Genomic DNA, 21,151 nt, shown 5'->3' with positions numbered 1-21,151 from the left:
TTCTTTTTTATTCTTTATGGCAAACCACCTCTATATTGTTCCCGTCTGGGTCAATCATAAAAGCAGCGTAGTAAATCGGTTGCTCACTGCGATAACCAGGAGCCCCATTGTCTCGCCCACCTGCCTCTAAGCCAGCCTCATAACAAGCTTGAACCTCTTCCTTATTTTCTGCTAAGAAAGCAAAGTGAATAGGATCTTGTGTCCCCTGAGCCAGCCAAAAATCACCACCAGGATGAGGGCTGTTTGGGGCAAGAAAACTGATTAGAGAAGTAGTCTTAAAAGCCAATTTATAGCCCAAAGGAGCGAGAAAACTCCTATAAAATCCTTCTGAAATTTGTAAATCCTTTACCTTAATTTCAAAATGATCAATCATTCTCACTCTCCATAAATGCTTTCAAACGTTTAACTGCTTCTTTAAGCGTGTCTAGGTCTGTCGCATAGCTGAGGCGGACATTTTCTGGCGCTCCAAAGCCAGCTCCTGTTATGAGTGCCAAACCAACTTCCTCAAGAATAGCTGTTGTAAAGTCAGTCACATCCGTATAATCTTTCATCTCCATAGCTTTTTTAACATTTGGAAAGAGATAGAAGGCTCCTTGTGGCTTAACGACTTCAAAACCAGGGACCTCACATAATAGCGGATAAATGGTATTGAGACGCTCCTCAAAAGCTTGACGCATGATATCAACAGAATCTTGCGGTCCAGTTAGGGCTTCGATGGTTGCATATTGTGAAACAGCAGTTAGGTTAGAAGTTGTTTGACCTGTCAATTTGCTCATAGCAGCAATGATTTCAGAATCACCTACCGCATAACCAACTCGCCAACCCGTCATGGCATAGGCCTTAGATACACCGTTAATGACAATGGTTTGCTTGCGAATGACTTCTGATAGACTAGAGATTGGTACGAACTCATTCCCGTTATAGACCAAACGACCATAAATATCATCTGCTAAAATCAGAATGTCATGCTCAACTGCCCAATTTCCGATAGCTAGTAATTCTTCACGAGTATAGATCATACCAGTCGGATTAGATGGTGAATTGAGAACCAAAACCTTTGTCTTATCTGTCCTAACTAGTTCTAGTTGATCCACCGTGACTTTAAAATCATTGTCTTCTTTAGCTTGAACAAAGACTGGAATCCCTTCTGCCATCTTGACCTGATCTCCATAACTAACCCAGTATGGAGTTGGAATAATAACCTCATCTAAAGGATTGATTACAGCCATAAAGAAAGTATAGAGGGAGAACTTGGCACCTGTGGCAAAGGTAACCTCATTACTTGCGACAGAATAGCCATAGTAACGCTCGAAGTAGGTATTCACTGCAGCTTTTAATTCTGGTAGACCTGAAGCTACTGTATAGAAGGAAGCCTGTCCTTCTCGAATAGCTTTAACTGCTGCATCCTGAATATTTTCAGGAGTGTGAAAATCTGGTTGTCCCAAGGTCAAGAAAAGGACATCCTTACCTTGAGCTTTTAATTTTTTTGCTCTCGCATCACTAGCTAAAGTGACACTTTCTTCCATTTCTAAAACACGGTTGGATAGTTTCATAGGCCCTCCTTATTGACCAATGCTCCTGTTTCAAAATCTACTAGATAAAAATCAGAGCCTGACTTGACTTCCCAGATTGGCTTATCTTGATAACGGCCAAAGGTAATCTTGTCAATCTCGCCAGCTCCTTTTTCCTTCGAAACAGCTTCTGCTTTTTCTTGTGAAACACCTTGATTTAGCTGATAAACGTAAATCTTATGGTCATCTTTTCCAATCAGGACAGCAAGTGCTTCTTGTTTTTTATTATGACCAAGAACGCTATAATAGGATTCCAAGCCATTGTATAAGTCAACCTGATCAGCCTGCTCTAATCCTGCATACTGCTGAGCTAATTTTTCTCCTTCACTTTTAGCTGTTTGATAGGGTTTCATGCCGAGAGAAACCAGATACAGAAAGGAAGCACTGATAACCACAAACAAAATCGTCATCCCTAGACCATACTGCCACAGTAGATTATTTTTTGCTTTGTTTTGTCTTTTTTTCACTCGTCTATTTTACCATCTATTGGGCTTTATTACAAGTGAATGCAAGAACAAACCTATATTATTTCTTCCTTCAAACAAAACAGATTTTTCTTAGCTAAAACCGAGCAAGAAAATTAAAGACAGCTCCAAAATCAACCTATTAAAAAACCTGAGCTTGGCACTCAAGTTTTTAGAAGTTCTTTTAATCTATGGTATTATTTTATTATCTATTCTTTTAGCCATTTTTCCTAAAAATACAGGCAGTAGAAGGCTAATCATGACTAAAAAGAATCCTAGATAAAGAAATGCTACTACAAAGCCTAAATGGTCAATCAACCACCCTGTCAGTGGGAAGAATACAATCATACTTAGGCTAAACATCATAGAGTAGACACTCAGCATGGTTGCCCTTACTTCACTTGGAAGGCGCTCTTGCAAATCATTGTCAAAAATCGGCTGAAAAAGAGCATATAGAGCATTACTAATCAAATAAATCAAAATATAGATTAGAGGTGTTCTAAAGTAGGACAGCATATAGGTGACTCCAGTCAGCAGGACGAGAAGAGGGAAAATCTTCAAGGCAGCATATTTCTTTCCAATCTTACTCGCTAGATAGACTGCAAGGATATTCAGGAGACTACCAAGTAGCATAACTGCTGAAATTTGCCAGCTACTTAAATCCGGTAACTGATTTTGATAGTAAAAATAAAACATGCACATAAGTGTTCCGACAATCTGAGATAAAATCATCCAGTTGAAAAGCATGGGATTTCGCTCCAACTCATCCCTAACAGTCCAAATAATCTGTTTCATCGTCACACTATCAGCTTTTTCTAGCTTGACACTAGGTTCTTTCAGCATCCAAATCAGGAAAAGAACTATGATAGAAGTGGCAATCATGATATAGTAGGTCAGGTGCAATTGACCATGGACAAAAAATCCCGCCAACACTGTCCCCAAAGACCGAGTTCCTTCTGCTACTCCTGACATAAAACTTGAAATAGATAAGTAACGCTTCTTGAGTCCAGCCTCTACAGCCGAGTCATAGACCATTGCTGCGCTTGTTCCTGAATCAAAATTATAAGACAAGGCATTTATCGCCATAGCTAGTGCATAAATCCAAAAATTTCCTTGCCCAGCCAACATGAGAATAGAAGACACAATTCCTGCTATACGACTTAAATAAAGGTTGGTCTTATAGGAATAGCGGTCAGCTAACATACCAGATGGAATTTCACAGAGAAGACTGGTCGTATGAAAAATACTTTCCAGAAGTCCAATCTGCCAAAGAGACATACCGTTTTGACTGAGAAAGAGAATCCAAAAACTGGTAATCCCTAGAAATGCAAAAAACTCAACTCCGGCCATCAGGCCAATATTTTTCCGATAATTTCTTATTAACATCTTTTCTCCTTAACAAGTGTATTATTATTTCTTTTGTCCGTCACTTGTTAATCTTTGCCTTACATGATCTCCACCCCTTTTAGAAGCATTCTTCAATGCCATTATTGTTCCTTTAATGATTTATGAAATGATACCGGAAAATAGCTGTTCTGTGGTTTCTATTGCTAGTTTTCTTGTTTATTTTAGCACTTATGTCATTATATTACAAGAGAATATTGGAATACTCCTATAAAATCAAAGAAAACTAAAATCCAAAAAACAGTTCTTACTTTTCCAGTGGCAACTGACTAGAGTTTCAGCAATTTTATAATTTTCAAATAAACTCTGAGCAAATCTCTTGCAAGTCCTTTTGTTTTGTTGTAATATATTTTATAACAACAAGAGGGTTCTCGAAATTTTAAGCAAAAGGAGACACATTATGTCTAAAAAAGTATTATTTATCGTCGGATCACTACGTCAAGGTTCTTTCAACCACCAAATGGCTCTCGAAGCTGAGAAAGCACTTGCTGGTAAAGCAGAAGTTAGCTACCTCGATTATTCAGCCCTTCCTCTCTTTAGCCAAGATTTGGAAGTTCCAACACATCCAGCTGTAGCTACTGCTCGTGAAGCAGTTCTCGCTGCGGATGCTATCTGGATCTTCTCTCCAGTCTACAACTTCTCTATCCCTGGAACTGTGAAAAACTTGCTTGACTGGCTATCTCGCGCTCTTGACTTGTCTGATACACGTGGCGCTTCTGCCCTTCAAGACAAGTTTGTCACAGTATCATCTGTAGCCAATGCAGGTCACGATCAACTCTTCGCTATTTACAAAGACCTCTTGCCATTCATCCGTACACAAATCATTGGCGATTTCACTGCTGCACGTGTCAATGACTCTGCTTGGGTAGACGGAAAATTGGTTCTTGAAGAATCAGTCCTAAATTCACTTGAAAAACAAGCTCAAGATTTGCTCGCAGCAGTTCAGTAAAAAATAGAGAATTTTAAGAAGTCTAAATCAATTATCGCCACCTAATAGGGTGGCATTTTTAGACTCAATCAAAATTTTCAGACAAACATCAGCCATCCAAAAAAACCTTGAGCGTTGCCACTCAAGGTTTTTAGCAGTCTTTTCCATCATAGGAAAATCATTCTAAGAATATTCTTTCATTCGAGATCTATCACTTATCATCTTCTTTCGAGAAATTAGTGACTGCTTTTGGCTGATTAATCTTCTTTTCTTCGACCTACATATAGGCTCAATAGAATACCGCTACCTAGAAGAACAGAGATATAATCAGATTGGCTTCCAGTTTCAGGTAATTTGTCCCCATGGTTTTCTTTAACTGTAGTTGGAACTACTGGGTTAGCATTTACTGGAGTTGCTGGTTGAGCTGGTGTTGGTACTACTGGTTGTTCTGGAACCGCTGGTACTGGTTTAACCGGTACTTCTGGTGTTGGAACAACTGGAGTTGGTTGTACTGGCACTTCTGGTGTCGGTACATTTGGTGTTGGTTGTACTGGCACTTCTGGTGTCGGTACATTTGGTGTTGGTTGTACTGGCACTTCTGGTGTCGGTACATTTGGTGTTGGTTGTGCTGGCACAGGTTTAACCGGTACACTTGGTGTTGGTTGTGCTGGTACTGTTGGCATATCTAATTCTGGTACTTCAGTAACTTCAGGCATACCTGGTACTCCACCGTTAAATTCTGGCAATTCATGAACTTCTGGCATTCCTGGCACACCACCGTTGAATTCTGGCAATTCATGAACTGGTGGTTCTGGCATTGCAAACGTTGGTCCTTCTGGCACATTACGTGTTGGAGGAACTGGTTTGTCATTTGATGGTGTTACTGGTTTGTCTTGGCATCCACATTTTCCGTCTTTGCCGTCTCGACCATCACGTCCATCTCTACCATCTTTGCCATCTTTAATAACTGTTTTTGTCACAGTTCCATCAGAATTGATGATTGTGATTGTATGACTACCATCACCATTATCTTCAACAGAAACTTTTGGTGATTTACCATCTTTACCGTCTTTAATCACCATTTCTGTCTTACTTCCATCCGGATTAGTGATTGTTACAACGTGAGTTCCGTCGTTATTATTTTTAACAGTTACACTTGGTGAAACGCCATCTTTACCGTCTTTACCATCTTTGATAATAGATTTGTATTCACGACCATCAGAATCTACGATTGTTAATGTGTGAGTTCCGTCTCCGTTATCAACGATGTTAGCTTTTGGTGATTTACCATCAAAGATTGTAGTTGTAGTTTCTTTACCATCAGCACCTGTTACTTTAATAGTGTGTGAACCATTGTTGTTATCAATCACTTCAAGTTTTGGTTCTTTACCATCACGAACTGTTGTTGTTGTAGTTGTTCCGTCTGAGTTCACAACTGTGATAGTGTGAGTGCCATCTCCGTTATCCACAACCTTAGCAGTTGGTGATTTACCGTCACGAACTGTGGTTTCAGAAACAGTACCATTACCGTTTTCTACACGGATAGTGTAAGTACCATCATGGTTATCTCTAACTGTTGCTACTGGTGATTTACCATCTTTAATGATTGTTTCAGTAGTTGTTCCATCACCATTTAGAACTGAGATCTTATGAGTTCCATTTTGTTCATCAGTTATAGTCACTTTTGGTGATTTACCATCACGAACTGTGGTTTCAGTTGTCACACCTTCTGGATTTGTAATAACGATTGTATGACTTCCGTCTCCATTATCACGAACAGATGCGGTTGGAGTACGTCCATCAACACCGTCACGTCCATTCTTAACGACAAACTCATTCTTAGTTCCGTCTGGGTTAGTGATTGTTACTGTGTGGCTTCCATCTGGATTTTCAGTAGTTGTTGCTGTTGCAGCTTTACCGTCTTTACCATCTTTGATGATAGCATTTGTAACATTACCGTCTCCATCTGTAACTTTAACAGTGTGAGTTCCATCTCCGTTATCAGTTACTTCAACTTTAGGAGTCTTACCATCTTTACCGTTTTTAACAACAGTTTCTTTAGATGTTCCATCTGGATTTGTTACAGTAATTGTGTGACTTCCATCTGGGTTTTCTGTTGTAGTGATAGTTGCAGTTTTACCGTCTTTACCATCTTTAACTTTCGTTGTAGATTCTGAACCATCAGGGTTTCTAACAGTAACAGAGTGTGTTCCATCTCCATTGTCAGTTACATTTACAACTGGTGATTTACCATCTGCTCCATTAGCTCCGTTTTCGCCTTTTTCACCTTTTTCACCTTTGTCGCCTTTTTCACCTTTATCGCCTTTTTCACCAGCTACTCCTTGAGGTCCACGAATATTTCCGATTTTGTTCCAAGAACCATTTTCTTTCTTGTAAACATCACCTGTATTGGCGTCGATATAAGTATCACCGTCTTTACCATCCTTAGCAGTTGGGGCAGTAGCTCCGCTTAATAATTCAGCTCCTCTTATAGCATCTTTACCATCATTACCATTCTCTCCTTTTGGAGCAGGAGGAATAACAGTGCTTGATATCAACTCATCACCTTCATCAAATACACCATTGTTATTATTATCATAATATGCTTTTATTTCGGTTCCCGCATATTCACCTGATGGTTTAGGTTGAGTTGATGTTGGTTGTGATGCTGTTGAGCCTGTAGCTGATGGTTGTGAAACTGTTGAACCTGCAGTTGCTGGTTGTGAAACTGTTGAACCTGTAGTTGATGGTTGTACTGTTTCTGATGACTCAGTTGCTCTTCTATCTTCATCTGGTAATGCTCTTCTATTTCTTGCACTTCTTGATGTTCCAGAAGGTTGTGAATTAGAAGTTGATCCAACACCTCTTCTAACTGCTTCCACCAATGCATTTAAGTCAATAGTTGGTGTACGACCATCTTTACCATTCTTACCATCTTTGACAGTGAAGGTTACTGGATCTTTACCTGGTGTTGTGATAGTTACAAGAGTGCTTTGACCATCTTGTCCACGTTGAGTAGTGATTGTAGGAGTTTGTCCATCCTGACCGGTTGCACCAGTTTCTCCCTTAGCACCATCTTGAACAAAGACTGTAGTTGGTTGTGAACCATCATGGTTATCAACAGTGATTTCTACACCTTTATGACCTTCTTCATCCTTACGAACAGCTGTTACTGTTGGAGAGACACCGTCCACTCCATCTTTAATAACTGCAAGAGGTTTTTCTAGGTTCAATGGTTGACCTGGATGTGCTGGATCTTCTTGGTAAACTTTAGTTTCTTTACCATCTTTGACAGTAAGCAATGATTTACCATCACGTCCGTCCGCACCTTTAGCACCATCTTTAATCATTTCAGAACCTAGAAGTTCATCAGTTCCTGGAGTGTACTTACCATCATTGTTTTCATCAGTATAGAATGTCACAATTGTATGAGATGGATTTCCATTTTGTCCTTCGACACGGAGCAAATCAACTTTTGGAGTTTTACCGTTTAGACCATTTTCTCCGTCCTTAACATTTACTGTAACTGGATCTTTTCCTGGAACAGTGAATGTAATGTCAGTACTATGGCCGTCTTTACCTGGAGTTACAGTTACTTCTGGAGTCTTACCATCTTCTCCACGTTCACCTTTGTCCCCTTTAGGGCCTTTGATGTTGCCTTCTTTATCCCAGTTGCCGTTATTCTTAACGAAGACGTCGCCTGTTTCTGTATTAACGTATTTATCGCCGTCTTTACCTTGATTTGCTTCTGGGTTAACTTTGCCGTTCAAGACGTCTTTTCCGTCGCGTCCATCACGTCCGTCACGACCTGCTGCACCATCACGTCCGTCGCGTCCTGGTAAACCTTGTGCTCCGTCTTGACCATCACGACCTTGAAGACCTTGTTCACCTTTGTCCCCTTTAGGGCCTTTGATGTTGCCTTCTTTATCCCAGTTGCCGTTATTCTTAACGAAGACGTCGCCTGTTTCTGTATTAACGTATTTATCGCCGTCTTTACCTTGATTTGCTTCTGGGTTAACTTTGCCGTTCAAGACGTCTTTTCCGTCGCGTCCATCACGTCCGTCACGACCTGCTGCGCCATCACGTCCGTCGCGTCCTGGTAAACCTTGTGCTCCGTCTTGACCATCACGACCTTGAAGACCTTGTTCACCTTTGTCCCCTTTAGGGCCTTTGATGTTGCCTTCTTTATCCCAGTTGCCGTTATTCTTAACGAAGACGTCGCCTGTTTCTGTATTAACGTATTTATCGCCGTCTTTACCTTGATTTGCTTCTGGGTTAACTTTGCCGTTCAAGACGTCTTTTCCGTCGCGTCCATCACGTCCGTCACGACCTGCTGCGCCATCACGTCCGTCGCGTCCTGGTAAACCTTGTGCTCCGTCTTGACCATCACGACCTTGAAGACCTTGTTCACCTTTGTCCCCTTTAGGGCCTTTGATGTTGCCTTCTTTATCCCAGTTGCCGTTATTCTTAACGAAGACGTCGCCTGTTTCTGTATTAACGTATTTATCGCCGTCTTTACCTTGATTTGCTTCTGGGTTAACTTTGCCGTTCAAGACGTCTTTTCCGTCGCGTCCATCACGTCCGTCACGACCTGCTGCGCCATCACGTCCGTCGCGTCCTGGTAAACCTTGTGCTCCGTCTTGACCATCACGACCTTGAAGACCTTGTTCACCTTTGTCCCCTTTAGGGCCTTTGATGTTGCCTTCTTTATCCCAGTTGCCGTTATTCTTAACGAAGACGTCGCCTGTTTCTGTATTAACGTATTTATCGCCGTCTTTACCTTGATTTGCTTCTGGGTTAACTTTGCCGTTCAAGACGTCTTTTCCGTCGCGTCCATCACGTCCGTCACGACCTGCTGCGCCATCACGTCCGTCGCGTCCTGGTAAACCTTGTGCTCCGTCTTGACCATCACGACCTTGAAGACCTTGTTCACCTTTGTCCCCTTTAGGGCCTTTGATGTTGCCTTCTTTATCCCAGTTGCCGTTATTCTTAACGAAGACGTCGCCTGTTTCTGTATTAACGTATTTATCGCCGTCTTTACCTTGATTTGCTTCTGGGTTAACTTTGCCGTTCAAGACGTCTTTTCCGTCGCGTCCATCACGTCCGTCACGACCTGCTGCGCCATCACGTCCGTCGCGTCCTGGTAAACCTTGTGCTCCGTCTTGACCATCACGACCTTGAAGACCTTGTTCACCTTTGTCCCCTTTAGGGCCTTTGATGTTGCCTTCTTTATCCCAGTTGCCGTTATTCTTAACGAAGACGTCGCCTGTTTCTGTATTAACGTATTTATCGCCGTCTTTACCTTGATTTGCTTCTGGGTTAACTTTGCCGTTCAAGACGTCTTTTCCGTCGCGTCCATCACGTCCGTCACGACCTGCTGCGCCATCACGTCCGTCGCGTCCTGGTAAACCTTGTGCTCCGTCTTGACCATCACGACCTTGAAGACCTTGTTCACCTTTGTCCCCTTTAGGGCCTTTGATGTTGCCTTCTTTATCCCAGTTGCCGTTATTCTTAACGAAGACGTCACCTGTTTCTGTATTAACGTATTTATCGCCGTCTTTACCTTGATTTGCTTCTGGGTTAACTTTGCCGTTCAAGACGTCTTTTCCGTCGCGTCCATCACGTCCGTCACGACCTGCTGCGCCATCACGTCCGTCGCGTCCTGGTAAACCTTGTGCTCCGTCTTGACCATCACGACCTTGAAGACCTTGTTCACCTTTGTCCCCTTTAGGGCCTTGTAGCCCTTGTGGCCCTTGTGGTCCTGCAACTCCGGCTTCACCTTTTAGACCTTGAGGTCCACGAATGTTACCAATCTTATCCCAAGTTCCGTTTTCTTTCTTATAAACATCACCTGTAGTTGCATCGATATAAGTGTCGCCATCTTTACCATCATCTGCTGTTGGTGCTTTAGGTCCACTTAATAATTCAGCACCATTACGTCCGGCTGCACCTGCTGCACCATTGGCACCGTCTGTACCATTATAAATTGGTTGTTTAGCAATTAAGTCATCTATACCTTCATCGTACCGACCATTACCATTGTTATCAAAGTACGCTGTAATAAGAGTACCTTCTCTTGGTTTTTCTGCTGGTGCTGTAGATGGGGCGTCTGCTAAAGCTCTTCTTACTCTTCCGCTTCTTTGATTGTTTAATCTTGCTGCTGCTTCAGCTAAGGCATTTAAGTCAATGGTTGGTGTACGTCCATCTTTACCATCTTTAATGTTAACTGTTACAGGTTCTTCTCCTGGAACTGTAAATGTAATGTCAGTACTGCGACCATCTGCTCCACGAGCAGTTGTGATTTTTGGAGTTTTTCCGTCACGTCCCGCTGCTCCTGTTTCACCACGGTCTCCACGTTCTCCTTTTTCACCTTGCGCTCCGGTTAGACCACGTTCGCCTTGGTCACCTTTTTCGCCTTTAGCACCATCTGCAATGACAACTTCTTTTAGTTTTGTATCTTCTGCATCAAATTCGTTGTTATCATTTTGGTCATAATAGAAGATAACTGTTGTTGTTTTATCTGCGTCATTTCGTTGAGTCGCAACTAATGGACTTGCGCCATCGAAACCATCTCTTACAACAGTACTTGTAACATTACCTCTACCGTCGTTAATAGTGATAGTATGAGTGCCGTCATTTTTATTATCTTTAACGGTTACGGTTGGAGTTACACCGTCACGACCTGCCTGACCTTGTGCTCCAGTGAGACCGCGTTCACCTTGGTCTCCTTTTTCACCTTTAGCTCCAGTTAGACCGCGTTCGCCTCGGTCTCCTTTTTCACCTTTAGCTCCAGTTAGACCGCGTTCGCCTCGGTCTCCTTTTTCACCTTTAGCTCCAGTTAGACCGCGTTCGCCTCGGTCTCCTTTTTCACCTTTAGCTCCTTGAGCTCCAGTTAGACCGCGTTCGCCTCGGTCCCCTTTTTCACCTTTGGCACCTTGTGCTCCGGTTAGACCGCGTTCACCTTGGTCCCCTTTTTCACCTTTAGCACCTTGTGCTCCGGTTAGACCGCGTTCACCTCGATCTCCTTTTTCACCTTTGGCTCCTTGTGCTCCAGTTAGACCGCGTTCGCCTTGGTCTCCTTTTTCACCTTTAGCTCCAGTTAAACCGCGTTCACCTTGGTCCCCTTTTTCACCCTTGGCTCCATCTTTAATAGCAATTTTTTGAACAAGTTCGTCTACGCCTTCAGTATAAACACCATTTCCATCGTTATCAAGATAGAAAGTGAGGTTATTTGTATCACCAACTTTATTTTGATCAACACGTGGTTTTACTGTATCGATTAGCTCTTTAGCCACACCAATTTGCATAATACGTGGCTTAGCTTCTTTAGTAACAGAATTACTAATTGGCAATCCTAAAAGTGTTTCGTTACCAAATCGATGAACTTTATAGGTAATTTGACGTTGTCCTTTTTCACCTTCTCGAACTAATCTAGTTTGACCTTCTGGTAATTTACTAGTTGGAAGGTAGACTGTTTGGAAATCAATGTCTTCTGAAACAGTCTTATTATTAGTACCACCATAAGGGTTTGCATCCAAGTATAGTGGATTTGCTCTATGATAATAGTTGGAGTTGCTGTATGGGTCATTGCTAGTAGCGGCACCGCCACCACCTTGGTCCACGTTAAAAGTAACAGGTTTCAAACGAACAGACAAGTCACCATTTGGATTATTGATTGGCAAACTAAATCTGATTGTTTGTTCCGTATTTGTTGAAGTAGCAGAGGTCATACTGTATCCTGAGTGAGATACGTAGTTGGCACCTTGGCTAATAGGTTTTGATTGATCTCTTAACCTTGGAGTTGTGATTGTCGCATTGGAAGGATTTCCAAATCCATCCCCTTTATCCAAGATAAAGTTATTATTAACAAATTCGCCCGGACCAGAATATTTGATTGTGAAATTCAATTTATTACCTTGACGTACTGTTGTTACATCGTAATGAATTGAATTACCACCACGTGAGTTCCCGTAGCCACGGAAACTATAACTACGACCACCTTGGCTGATGTCTGAAAATGCAACTGTATTTCCAGAACCTGAGACAATTGGGTTGGCTGGATTGCTAGCCGCTCTAAAGCCACTATGACCTTTATCCAAGTCTTCCTTACGGATAGCTGGATTTTGGCGAGCATCAGAAAGGCTCAAACCTGGTTTCAAGATTTCATTAGTAGATTTTGGAGCTGAAGTTGTTTCTACTTTGGCAGGTGCATTAGTTGCTAAAACGCTACTATCAACAGCTGAACGGTCAGTCGTTGTTGCAACTGGCTTAGCTTCTTCTTTGGCTTCTGCTGTGTCAGCTTTCTTCACTACAGGAGTTTCTGATACAGTTCCTTTATCAGAGTTAGAACGAAGTTCTAGACCAATAATAGCCGATTGGATAGATGTCTCTGCTGCTGATATTTCAGCTTCAGATGCATCTGCTTTCCCAAGCAAGCTTTGACCAGCTTGGATACTTGCTTGCAAGTTAGCAGCACTTGCTTCTGTATATAACTTACTTTCTAATTTTTTAGCACGTGAAAGAGCTGTTAACAATTTTGACTTGTCAACAGCATCTTGATGACTTGCTTCTTTTTTGTCTTTTGCTTCTTCAACTTTTTCTGCTGGTCTAGTAGCTTCTTCAGTTTTAGCTGGAGTCGTTTCTACTGGGTTAGCAACAGTTGGAGCTGCATAAGTTGTTTCTTTTTTAGGTGTAGAAACTTCTGCTGGTTTAGTAGCTTCATCTACCTTATCCTTATCAACAGAGACACTATTAGTTGCCTCAGGATGTTGTTCCTCTGCTTGTACTGATTGCGCATTGGCAGCAGTTCCCAAGACTAAGGCTGTCCCGAGCAAGACACTAGCCGCACCAAAGTGATACTTACGAATAGAGTATCGTTGTTGCATGCTATACCAGTCAAATGATTTCTTATGTGAATGTTTCATTTCAAACTCCTAGATAGTAATTTATAGTTTACACTTTACAACTATTTGAGCCATTAATCAATATTATCTATGAAATTAATATATCTGATTTTTGTACCATGGAGCCATATTTTTTTTTTTTTTTTGAATTTAATGTACATATTTTTAATTCTTGTTTTTTTGTACAAAAGAATCATAATTATGATACAATATAATTTAGGAGGAAATACCTAAATGCGCAACCTTTTATCCACAAAAGACCAAAGACAATTACGTTTAATGGAAACCTTAATTCAGAATCGTAATTGGATAAGGTTACATGCACTTGCCGAAAAATTAGGATGTACAGAACGAATCCTAAAAAATGATTTAAATGAATTACGAACAGCTTTCCCAAATATTGACATCCAATCTTCCGTTAACGGAATTATGATTGATTTAGATGTTAACACTAGTGTGGAAGACGTTTATCAATATTTTCTAGCTCATTCCCAATCTTTTCAATTACTAGAATATATGTTTTTCAATGAGGGCCTGCCTATTTATCGAACGATAGAAAATCTTCACTCAAGTAGTGCTAATCTCTATCGATTAGGTCGAAATATTACAAAAAATCTATCCTCTCAATTCCAAATTGAATTATCTTTTACTCCAACTGAGATACATGGGAATGAAACTGATATTCGCTATTTTTTTGCCCAATACTTTTCTGAGCGCTATTATTTCCTAGACTGGCCTTTTCCTGACCTTCCTGAAGAGGATTTAACAGAGTTTGCTGATTTCTTCTATAAAATCACGAATTATCCAATGCGATTTTCAATTTATAGAATGTACAAATTGATGATAGCTATCAGTATTTACCGCGTCAAAAATGGTCATTTTATCGACTTACCAAATCATTTCTTCGATGAATACTACCCTCTTTTGATGAATATTCCAAATTTTGAGGAGCTACTTGTCCATTTCTCTGAAAAACTGGGACTTGAAATCACTCCAGATATCATCGCCCAAATTTTTATATCCTTTATTCAAAACAATCTTTTCTTAAATCCTCAAGAATTCTTCAACTCTTTAGAAGAAAACAGTGAAGCAAGATACTCTTACCAATTACTGAGTCAAATATTAGAACGCCTATCAAAACAATATAAGATTACTTTTACCAACCACGATGAGCTGATTTGGCATTTACACAACACTGCTTTCTTTGAAAGACAGGAAATCTTTTCTACCCCAATCCTATTTGAACAAAAAGCATTGACGATTAAAAAATTTGAAGTTTACTTCCCAGACTTTATGGGAAGTGCACGTCAAGAACTGGCTCAATACCGTCAAGCAATTGGACAGCATGACCATCCTGAACAGTTGGAACACCTGATGTACACCATCTTAACCCATGCTGAAAACCTCTCTACTCAGTTGTTAGAAAATCGACCACCTATCAAGGTTTTGATTATCAGTAACTTTGACCATGCTATATCCCTTACCTTTGTTGATATGCTTTCCTATTACTGTAATAACCGCTTTACCTTCGATATTTGGGATGAATTACAAACAAGTCCTGAGATTTTAAATCAGACAGATTACGATATCATCGTGTCTAATTTCTATATTCCAGGGATTACTAAGAAGTTTATTTGCCGAAACCATCTGTCAATCATGGATTTGGTTAATCACCTCAACACTTTATCAAATGAGATTCATATATCCAATACTTTATAAACTAAAAAGTCAGCAGGGTCCTGCTGACTTTTTCTCTTACCTGATTTCTATACTTCCTTAACAAAAACCAATTCCTGTGGCTGTGACAAATCTTCTCTGTAGGTAAACCCTGCAAAGCTTAAGCGACGAGCTTCCTCCACCGTCTGTACTTGATTTTGTATCAGGGCTGTCAGGAAAGCACCACGCGCTTTCTTTGAAATAGTTGAATGAATCTTCAGCTGACCACCTCTATCCTCCATGAATTTGAAGGTCACCATTTTTCCTCTGATTTCCTTAGAAAATACAGTCTCAAACTCGGATGACAAGAGAGAGAAAATTAGGTCTTCACCATTCATAGCTTCATCATAGGTTTGCTTCCAATGGCTCTTCAAAGTCTTACCTGCGACTTTTAACTTCATCAAAAAGTCCAAACGGTGAGGTGGCATAGGTGACAAGGCTGGAACGACTCCGTACAAAGCCGAAGTAATAAAGACATGATTTTCAAGATAGGCTTGTTCTGCCTCGGTCAACTTATCTCTCTTGATATGGCGGTACATGAGCCCATCAAAAAGTTTCAAGGCTGGGTAGTGTTGAGCAGTTTTGTTTTTTAAAGCTTGGATATTTTGAAATTCTTCCGCCGCCTTCTCGGCTGATACCTTGTAAAAACTCTCCAATTGACTAGCAGAATAGAGAGCCAAGGCATCCAGCACGGCCTGACTTTCTGGTTTTAAAGGAGTGGCTTCAATACTTGGCAAATCTGTGTTCATTTCTTTTGCTGTTGGGATTAAAATTTTCATATTAATAGTGTAGCATATTTTTTAGCCGCTACCAAGAAATTCATCTGAAAAACCTCGGTTTGACCGAGGTTTCTCTATTTATTTCGGCCATCCTAACCAGACAGCCACGAGAACAAGGGATATGCCTGCTAAGCTTGTTAAGATAGATAAAAGTTTATCTTTTTTCTCCTTGAACTGAGAAAAACCTATCTTCAAAGCGAGCAGTCCGAGTAGCATTGAAGCAATCATCACATAAAAACCCATTTGTTTGTCCTCCATTAGTATTAATTTACCTTACTATAGCATATACTTCTTAAATAAAGCTGTTTTTACTGAACTTTAAAGGTCTTGAGATAATTGTCTTTTCCTACTTGACCTTCAAAGTTTTTACCATTTTCAAGGTAAGGCAGGTCATCTGATACTGAGGCCTTAACCTTGTAAATCTTGCCATCAACTTTAAAGAAGTAGACGGTGTCTCCCTTGATAACAGCTGATTTGAGGTCTGCTACTACTCCCTTGATGCTTTCTGTCGTTGCATTGTCAATTTCAAGGTCGTTTTTATTGGCGTACTTGCTGAGCATCTCTTCCACTGTCGTAGCTACGATAACGTTTTGGTACTCGACTGCGTCTACCAGAGCATACTCTTTGACCAAGCCAGCATTGTCCTTCAAACCCATGATGTAAAGAGGCTTGTCATTAAGGTTGATGAGGATTGGGAAGGTTGCCTTGTAGGATTTCTCTTGGACAGCACCTTCGGCTGATTCACGGGCTGATTCTTCGGTCGCAGAAGCCAAGCTGTACTTAGTGATTTCTCCTGTTCGCATATTTTCAAGAATGAAACCAAGATTACTTTCATCTGCATTGGCCGATGTCACACCTGTGTAGAGATAGATGTCATTGCCGATAGACAAGTAATTATAGCCCTTGGTAGTCTGGGTCACGTTTTTCTTGGAAATCATGGCATTCCAGAAACCATCCTTGTACTTGCCGTTATAGTTGATTTGCTCAATGGTTTCCTCAGCTGGATAGACCCTGTCTACCCATTCTGGGACTTCTGATAAGCTGTATTCCTTGGTTTCTCCATTTGTAGCATCCAAGATAATGACTGAAACAGGACGGGGAACCGCAAGTCCAAATTGCTTTTGGTAAACCGTAGCCACATAGAAAGGATTACCTTCATCGTCCACCTCAAAAGATGGAGTCTTGAAGATTTTGGTTGGGTACTTCAAGCGCAGGTGACGCTTGACATCGCGGTTAAAATACTCCGAGTCCGAATACTTGATTGGTGTCTTCAAGTCCACCAAGTCCGCATTTCCGGTTACCATGTCCACCTTAATATATTCGCCGATTCCCTTGGCCTGATTGTTAAACCACTTGATAGGATCTGCGTATTCTAGTGGCGTAACTCGATAAGGTTTCCCATCAATCGTCAATTGGGTATAGGTGTCTGCCGCTACGTACTGCGACACCTTATCTGTTAGGGAACCCAAGTAGCGGTCACCAATTTTTTCAGCGGTACTTCTATCTAAGATAGGAACCTTACTGGTATCAGTCTTAGGAAATTCAGTAAAGTCTTTTTCCGTAACTGTGACTACATTGGCATAATTTTTAGCCTGAAAAATGCTAGAAGTTACCAAGGAAACCAAGGCTGCTAAGAGAAGAATTCCTCCAATAGAAGCTAAAAGGATTTTCCCTAACCGATTGATTTTGAAACCCTCAAAATTTAAGGCTGCTTCCGCCTTGCCATGACGCACGTGAACTGTTTTGACCAGATTGATTCCCTTGCCAAAACCAAATAAGATTGCTACAAGCAGCAAATGCCCACAGAGGAAAAAGAGAAATTCCCAGCTGGTCAGGTTAAGAGGCGGTAAAAAGATATACCAGGTCGTTGCGATAAAAATAAGTTCAAAGACTATTCGTTTCATTTGCTTTCCTCCTAAATGATTCGTCCTTCCAAGTGATCCAGTTCATGCTGACAAATCTGGGCTGGGAAGCCTGTCAAGGTGATGGTCTGTTCCTGCCACTTGCTATCACGATAGGCAACCCTTATAGTTTCATAACGCTTAGTGGGTCTCACACCTGTCAAGGACAAACAGCCTTCTTCTGTATCATAAGGTCCTGAAAAAGACTTGAGAACAGGATTAAACATGACCATAGGAACCAAGCCAAGATTAAAAATAATCACGCGCTTCTGCACCCCAATCATATTGGCAGCCAGACCGACACAGGTCTCACGATTGGCTAAAAGCGTATCCTGTAAATCTCTGGCAAGATACAGATCATCCTGACTTGCCGGCTGAGATACCTGAGATAAAAACAAAATATCCTTCACAATTTTCTTTTCCACTTCCTCACACTCCTCTTACTTTTTACTATATTATAGCAATTATAGCACAAAAGCCGATAACTGCAAGCCCTTTCCTTCAACTGTAGCAAAAAGCCATCCGAAGATGACTTTTTTTAAATCGCATTCTTATCAAAGCCAAGTTTACGTTGAACAAACTTAACGATTTCGACGATGATAATCATTGAGAAGCTTCCGCCCATAACGATTCCCCATTGTGACAAGTCTAGTTTGGTTACGTGGAAGATTCCTTCAAGCGGTTCTACGACAATTGTTGCCATAAGAAGGATGAAGGATACCAAGATAGACCAGTTGAAGGTCTTAGACTTGAATGGGCCAACTGTTAAGATGGATTGGTAAACAGATTTCACATTGTAGGCATGGAAGAGCTGAATTAAACCAAGGGTTGCAAAGGCCATAGTTAGGGCATCTGCATGAATGGCATGATTGTCACCCACATGAACTGGGTAAGCAATCGCAAGACCATAAACACTCATAACAATAGTTGCTTGGAGTACACCTTGATAGATGATAGAACTCAAAACACCACCTGAGAAGAAGCTTGCCTTGCGTCCACGTGGTTTATGGTTCATGACACCAGGCTCCGCAGGTTCAACACCTAGAGCGATAGCTGGGAAGGTATCCGTTACCAAGTTAATCCACAAAAGATGAACTGGCTGCAAGACGTCCCAACCAAACAAGGTTGATAGGAAGATAGTTAATACTTCAGCAGTATTGGCAGAAAGTAGATACTGAATAGTCTTTTGAATGTTTGAGAAGACCTTACGTCCTTCTTCAACTGCGACGATGATAGTCGCAAAGTTATCATCTGCAAGAATCATGTCAGAAGCCCCCTTAGAAACCTCTGTACCAGTGATTCCCATACCGATACCGATATCTGCTGTTTTCAAAGCCGGAGCATCATTGACACCGTCACCTGTCATGGCAACGACTTTACCTTGTTTTTGCCAAGCCTTGACGATACGAACCTTGTGTTCTGGAGACACACGGGCATAAACAGAGTATTGACCAACTACTTTTTCAAAGTCTTCATCAGATAGTTCGTTGAGTTCAGCACCAGTTAAAACGTGGCCTTCTGTATCATTTGCGTCAATGATTCCCAAACGTTTGGCAATAGCTTCTGCAGTGTCTTGGTGATCACCCGTAATCATGATTGGACGGATGCCAGCTTCCTTGGCTACACGAACAGCCTCAGCAGCTTCAGGGCGTTCAGGGTCAATCATCCCAATCAAACCAGTAAAGATTAAATCATTTTCAAGCTCTTCAGAAGTCAGGTTTTCTGGAATGCTGTCAATAATCTTATAAGCACCTGCAAGGACACGCAAGGCTTGGTGGGCCATTTCAGAGTTGTTTGTATGGATGAGGTTTGTAACCTTCTCATCAATCGGAGCAATATCCCCAGCCTTATCACGAAGAACACAACGTTTCAAAAGTTGGTCTGGCGCACCTTTAACCGCCACAAGGAATTTACCATCTGGCAATGGGTGAACCGTTGACATGAGCTTACGGTCAGAGTCAAATGGCAACTCAGCCACGCGTGGATATTTCTCTAAGAAACCTTTGACATCGTAACCCTTATCCAAGGCATACTGGATGAAGGCTGTTTCAGTAGGGTCACCAATCAGGTTTCCTTCCACATCGATTTTCGTATCATTGGCCAAGACAACTGAACGTAGAAGAGGCATTTCAAGACCTAGTTCAATGTCATCAGCTGAGTCATGTAGAACTGCATCGTAGAAGACTTTTTCGACGGTCATCTTGTTCATGGTCAGCGTACCAGTCTTATCAGAAGCAATGATTTCAGTTGAACCAAGTGTTTCTACTGCTGGCAACTTACGAACAATAGAGTTTCGTTTGGCCAAAACTTGAGTACCAAGGGCAAGAACGATGGTCACGATAGCTGGAAGCCCTTCTGGGATAGCTGCAACAGCAAGCGCAACAGAGGTCATCAACTCACCAAGTGGATTTTTACCTTGAATGAAAACACCCACTACAAAAGTAACAAGGGCAATGACCAAGATTGCATAGGTCAAGACCTTAGAAAGGTTGTTCAAGTTTTGTTTAAGTGGTGTATCCGTCTCATCCGCATCTTGGAGCATGCCAGCGATATGACCAACTTCCGTGTACATACCTGTATTGACAACAACACCAAGACCACGACCATAGGTTACGTTAGAGTTTTGGAAGGCCATATTGACACGGTCACCAATACCAGCATCTGCAGCAAGCTCGACTGACAAGTCTTTTTCAACTGGAACAGACTCACCTGTAAGAGCTGCTTCTTCGATTTTAAGAGAGTTGGCTTCAAGCAAACGTAGGTCTGCTGGCACCACGTCACCAGCTTCAAGGGCAACGATATCTCCTGGTACCAATTCTTTAGAGTCAATCTCCGCCATATGCCCATCACGAAGAACGCGAGCAGCTGGACTGGACATAGATTTGAGGGCTTCAATGGCTTCTTCTGCTTTTCCTTCTTGGTAAACACCGAAGGCAGCATTGATGATAACCACGGCTAAGATAATGATGGCATCTGCAATATCTTCTCCACCAGAAGTCACGACTGACAAGATAGCTGCCGCAACTAGGATGATAATCATCAAATCCTTAAACTGTTCGATGAATTTGACCAGGATTGATCGTTTCTCACCCTCTTCGAGTTCATTGTGGCCAAATTCGGCAAGGCGCTTTTCCGCCTCACTTGATGACAAACCTTGCTCGGTCGCATCCACAGCCTTCAAAACCTCTTCAGGACTTTGAGTGTAAAACGCTTGGCGTTTTTGTTCTTTTGACATGTGTCTCCTCCTTGACATTGTGTGCAAAACAGACTCTCTTTTTCTCATCGTATCTTTTCACGACAAACAAAAAGAGCCCTGTTAATCATAACAAGTCTCGCTGTTTAAGATAGGGCCGGAAAACATACTTTTCAGTATAAAATTCGGAATGACGACACTATCACAGGTTTCTGCCAGCTACTCCCTTGAGTAGTACTATTATACCAAATTTTGAAAAGTTTTTAAAGAGCAAAAACTGCCTTATTTGAAT

11 protein-coding genes and 2 pseudogenes are annotated in these 21,151 nt (G+C 41.5%); 2 read left to right on the top strand and 11 right to left on the bottom strand.

Annotated elements, in window-relative coordinates; genetic code table 11:
- Positions 1 to 7: 7 nt before the first annotated feature.
- From ACLV7W_RS03130 to ACLV7W_RS03115, 4 genes are all read right to left on the bottom strand, one after another.
- Positions 8 to 373 carry a VOC family protein gene (locus tag ACLV7W_RS03130; protein ID WP_050136886.1) on the bottom strand — a complete coding sequence of 122 codons (366 nt, stop codon included), beginning with the start codon at positions 371 to 373 and terminating at the stop codon, positions 8 to 10.
- Positions 366 to 1,553, bottom strand: a complete 1,188-nt coding sequence (locus ACLV7W_RS03125) for a pyridoxal phosphate-dependent aminotransferase (protein WP_411865421.1) — start codon at positions 1,551 to 1,553, stop codon at positions 366 to 368. Before ACLV7W_RS03125 ends, ACLV7W_RS03130 begins: the two co-directional genes overlap by 8 nt.
- On the bottom strand, positions 1,550 to 2,038 hold the full coding sequence (locus ACLV7W_RS03120) for a DUF5590 domain-containing protein (protein ID WP_049543393.1): 489 nt from the start codon (positions 2,036 to 2,038) through the stop codon (positions 1,550 to 1,552). Before ACLV7W_RS03120 ends, ACLV7W_RS03125 begins: the two co-directional genes overlap by 4 nt.
- Before the next feature lie 186 nt (positions 2,039 to 2,224).
- The gene (locus tag ACLV7W_RS03115) at positions 2,225 to 3,421 is read right to left on the bottom strand and encodes an MFS transporter (RefSeq protein WP_411865420.1); all 1,197 of its coding nucleotides are present in this window, start codon (positions 3,419 to 3,421) and stop codon (positions 2,225 to 2,227) included.
- 418 nt (positions 3,422 to 3,839) lie between these two features.
- On the opposite strand from ACLV7W_RS03115, the gene ACLV7W_RS03110 reads away from it, so the two are divergent.
- Positions 3,840 to 4,388, top strand: coding sequence for an NADPH-dependent FMN reductase (locus tag ACLV7W_RS03110; protein ID WP_411865419.1), 549 nt, complete (start codon positions 3,840 to 3,842; stop codon positions 4,386 to 4,388).
- Positions 4,389 to 4,624: 236 nt separating this feature from the next.
- Here ACLV7W_RS03110 and ACLV7W_RS03105 read toward each other — a convergent pair.
- Both ACLV7W_RS03105 and ACLV7W_RS03100 read right to left on the bottom strand, forming a co-directional pair.
- Positions 4,625 to 12,655: pseudogene (locus tag ACLV7W_RS03105) on the bottom strand (G5 domain-containing protein); the annotation flags it as partial.
- 543 nt (positions 12,656 to 13,198) lie between these two features.
- Positions 13,199 to 13,252 (bottom strand): annotated as a pseudogene (locus ACLV7W_RS03100) (YSIRK-type signal peptide-containing protein); the annotation flags it as partial.
- 252 nt (positions 13,253 to 13,504) lie between these two features.
- Here ACLV7W_RS03100 and ACLV7W_RS03095 point away from each other — a divergent pair.
- Positions 13,505 to 14,989 carry a M protein trans-acting positive regulator PRD domain-containing protein gene (locus tag ACLV7W_RS03095; protein ID WP_261009069.1) on the top strand — a complete coding sequence of 495 codons (1,485 nt, stop codon included), beginning with the start codon at positions 13,505 to 13,507 and terminating at the stop codon, positions 14,987 to 14,989.
- Between the two features lie 47 nt (positions 14,990 to 15,036).
- Here the strand turns inward: ACLV7W_RS03095 and yaaA are convergent, their stop codons facing one another.
- From yaaA to ACLV7W_RS03070, 5 genes are all read right to left on the bottom strand, one after another.
- Positions 15,037 to 15,765 (bottom strand): peroxide stress protein YaaA, encoded by a 729-nt coding sequence (gene yaaA / locus ACLV7W_RS03090; protein WP_238096632.1) that lies wholly within the window; start codon positions 15,763 to 15,765, stop codon positions 15,037 to 15,039.
- Between the two features lie 78 nt (positions 15,766 to 15,843).
- Positions 15,844 to 16,008: a YczI family protein gene (locus tag ACLV7W_RS03085; protein ID WP_192851961.1), complete on the bottom strand. Its 165-nt coding sequence runs from the start codon at positions 16,006 to 16,008 to the stop codon at positions 15,844 to 15,846.
- A gap of 65 nt (positions 16,009 to 16,073) precedes the next feature.
- Entirely contained in the window at positions 16,074 to 17,669 is a 1,596-nt protein-coding gene (locus ACLV7W_RS03080; RefSeq protein WP_084923771.1) for a hypothetical protein, read from the bottom strand.
- An 11-nt stretch (positions 17,670 to 17,680) separates the two neighbouring features.
- Complete coding sequence (locus ACLV7W_RS03075) at positions 17,681 to 18,091, bottom strand: peptide deformylase (RefSeq protein WP_060627775.1); 411 nt, start codon at positions 18,089 to 18,091, stop codon at positions 17,681 to 17,683.
- A 113-nt stretch (positions 18,092 to 18,204) separates the two neighbouring features.
- Positions 18,205 to 20,901, bottom strand: coding sequence for a cation-translocating P-type ATPase (locus tag ACLV7W_RS03070; protein WP_411865418.1), 2,697 nt, complete (start codon positions 20,899 to 20,901; stop codon positions 18,205 to 18,207).
- Positions 20,902 to 21,151: the final 250 nt, after the last annotated feature.

Origin of the sequence: Streptococcus mitis, from assembly GCF_965111735.1 — a bacterium.
In the GTDB taxonomy this organism is placed as follows: domain Bacteria; phylum Bacillota; class Bacilli; order Lactobacillales; family Streptococcaceae; genus Streptococcus; species Streptococcus mitis_DR.
This window is presented reverse-complemented; position numbering and strand designations above follow the sequence as displayed.

What these genes read in the sequence shown, in the direction of transcription:
- ACLV7W_RS03080 (WP_084923771.1), bottom strand. Translation starts at nt 17,669, where the DNA reads ATGAAACGAATAGTCTTTGAACTTATTTTTATCGCAACGACCTGGTAT.
- ACLV7W_RS03110 (WP_411865419.1), top strand. Translation starts at nt 3,840, where the DNA reads ATGTCTAAAAAAGTATTATTTATCGTCGGATCACTACGTCAAGGTTCT.
- ACLV7W_RS03130 (WP_050136886.1), bottom strand. Translation starts at nt 373, where the DNA reads ATGATTGATCATTTTGAAATTAAGGTAAAGGATTTACAAATTTCAGAA.
- ACLV7W_RS03070 (WP_411865418.1), bottom strand. Translation starts at nt 20,901, where the DNA reads ATGTCAAAAGAACAAAAACGCCAAGCGTTTTACACTCAAAGTCCTGAA.
- ACLV7W_RS03085 (WP_192851961.1), bottom strand. Translation starts at nt 16,008, where the DNA reads ATGGGTTTTTATGTGATGATTGCTTCAATGCTACTCGGACTGCTCGCT.
- ACLV7W_RS03095 (WP_261009069.1), top strand. Translation starts at nt 13,505, where the DNA reads ATGCGCAACCTTTTATCCACAAAAGACCAAAGACAATTACGTTTAATG.
- ACLV7W_RS03115 (WP_411865420.1), bottom strand. Translation starts at nt 3,421, where the DNA reads ATGTTAATAAGAAATTATCGGAAAAATATTGGCCTGATGGCCGGAGTT.
- ACLV7W_RS03125 (WP_411865421.1), bottom strand. Translation starts at nt 1,553, where the DNA reads ATGAAACTATCCAACCGTGTTTTAGAAATGGAAGAAAGTGTCACTTTA.
- yaaA (WP_238096632.1), bottom strand. Translation starts at nt 15,765, where the DNA reads ATGAAAATTTTAATCCCAACAGCAAAAGAAATGAACACAGATTTGCCA.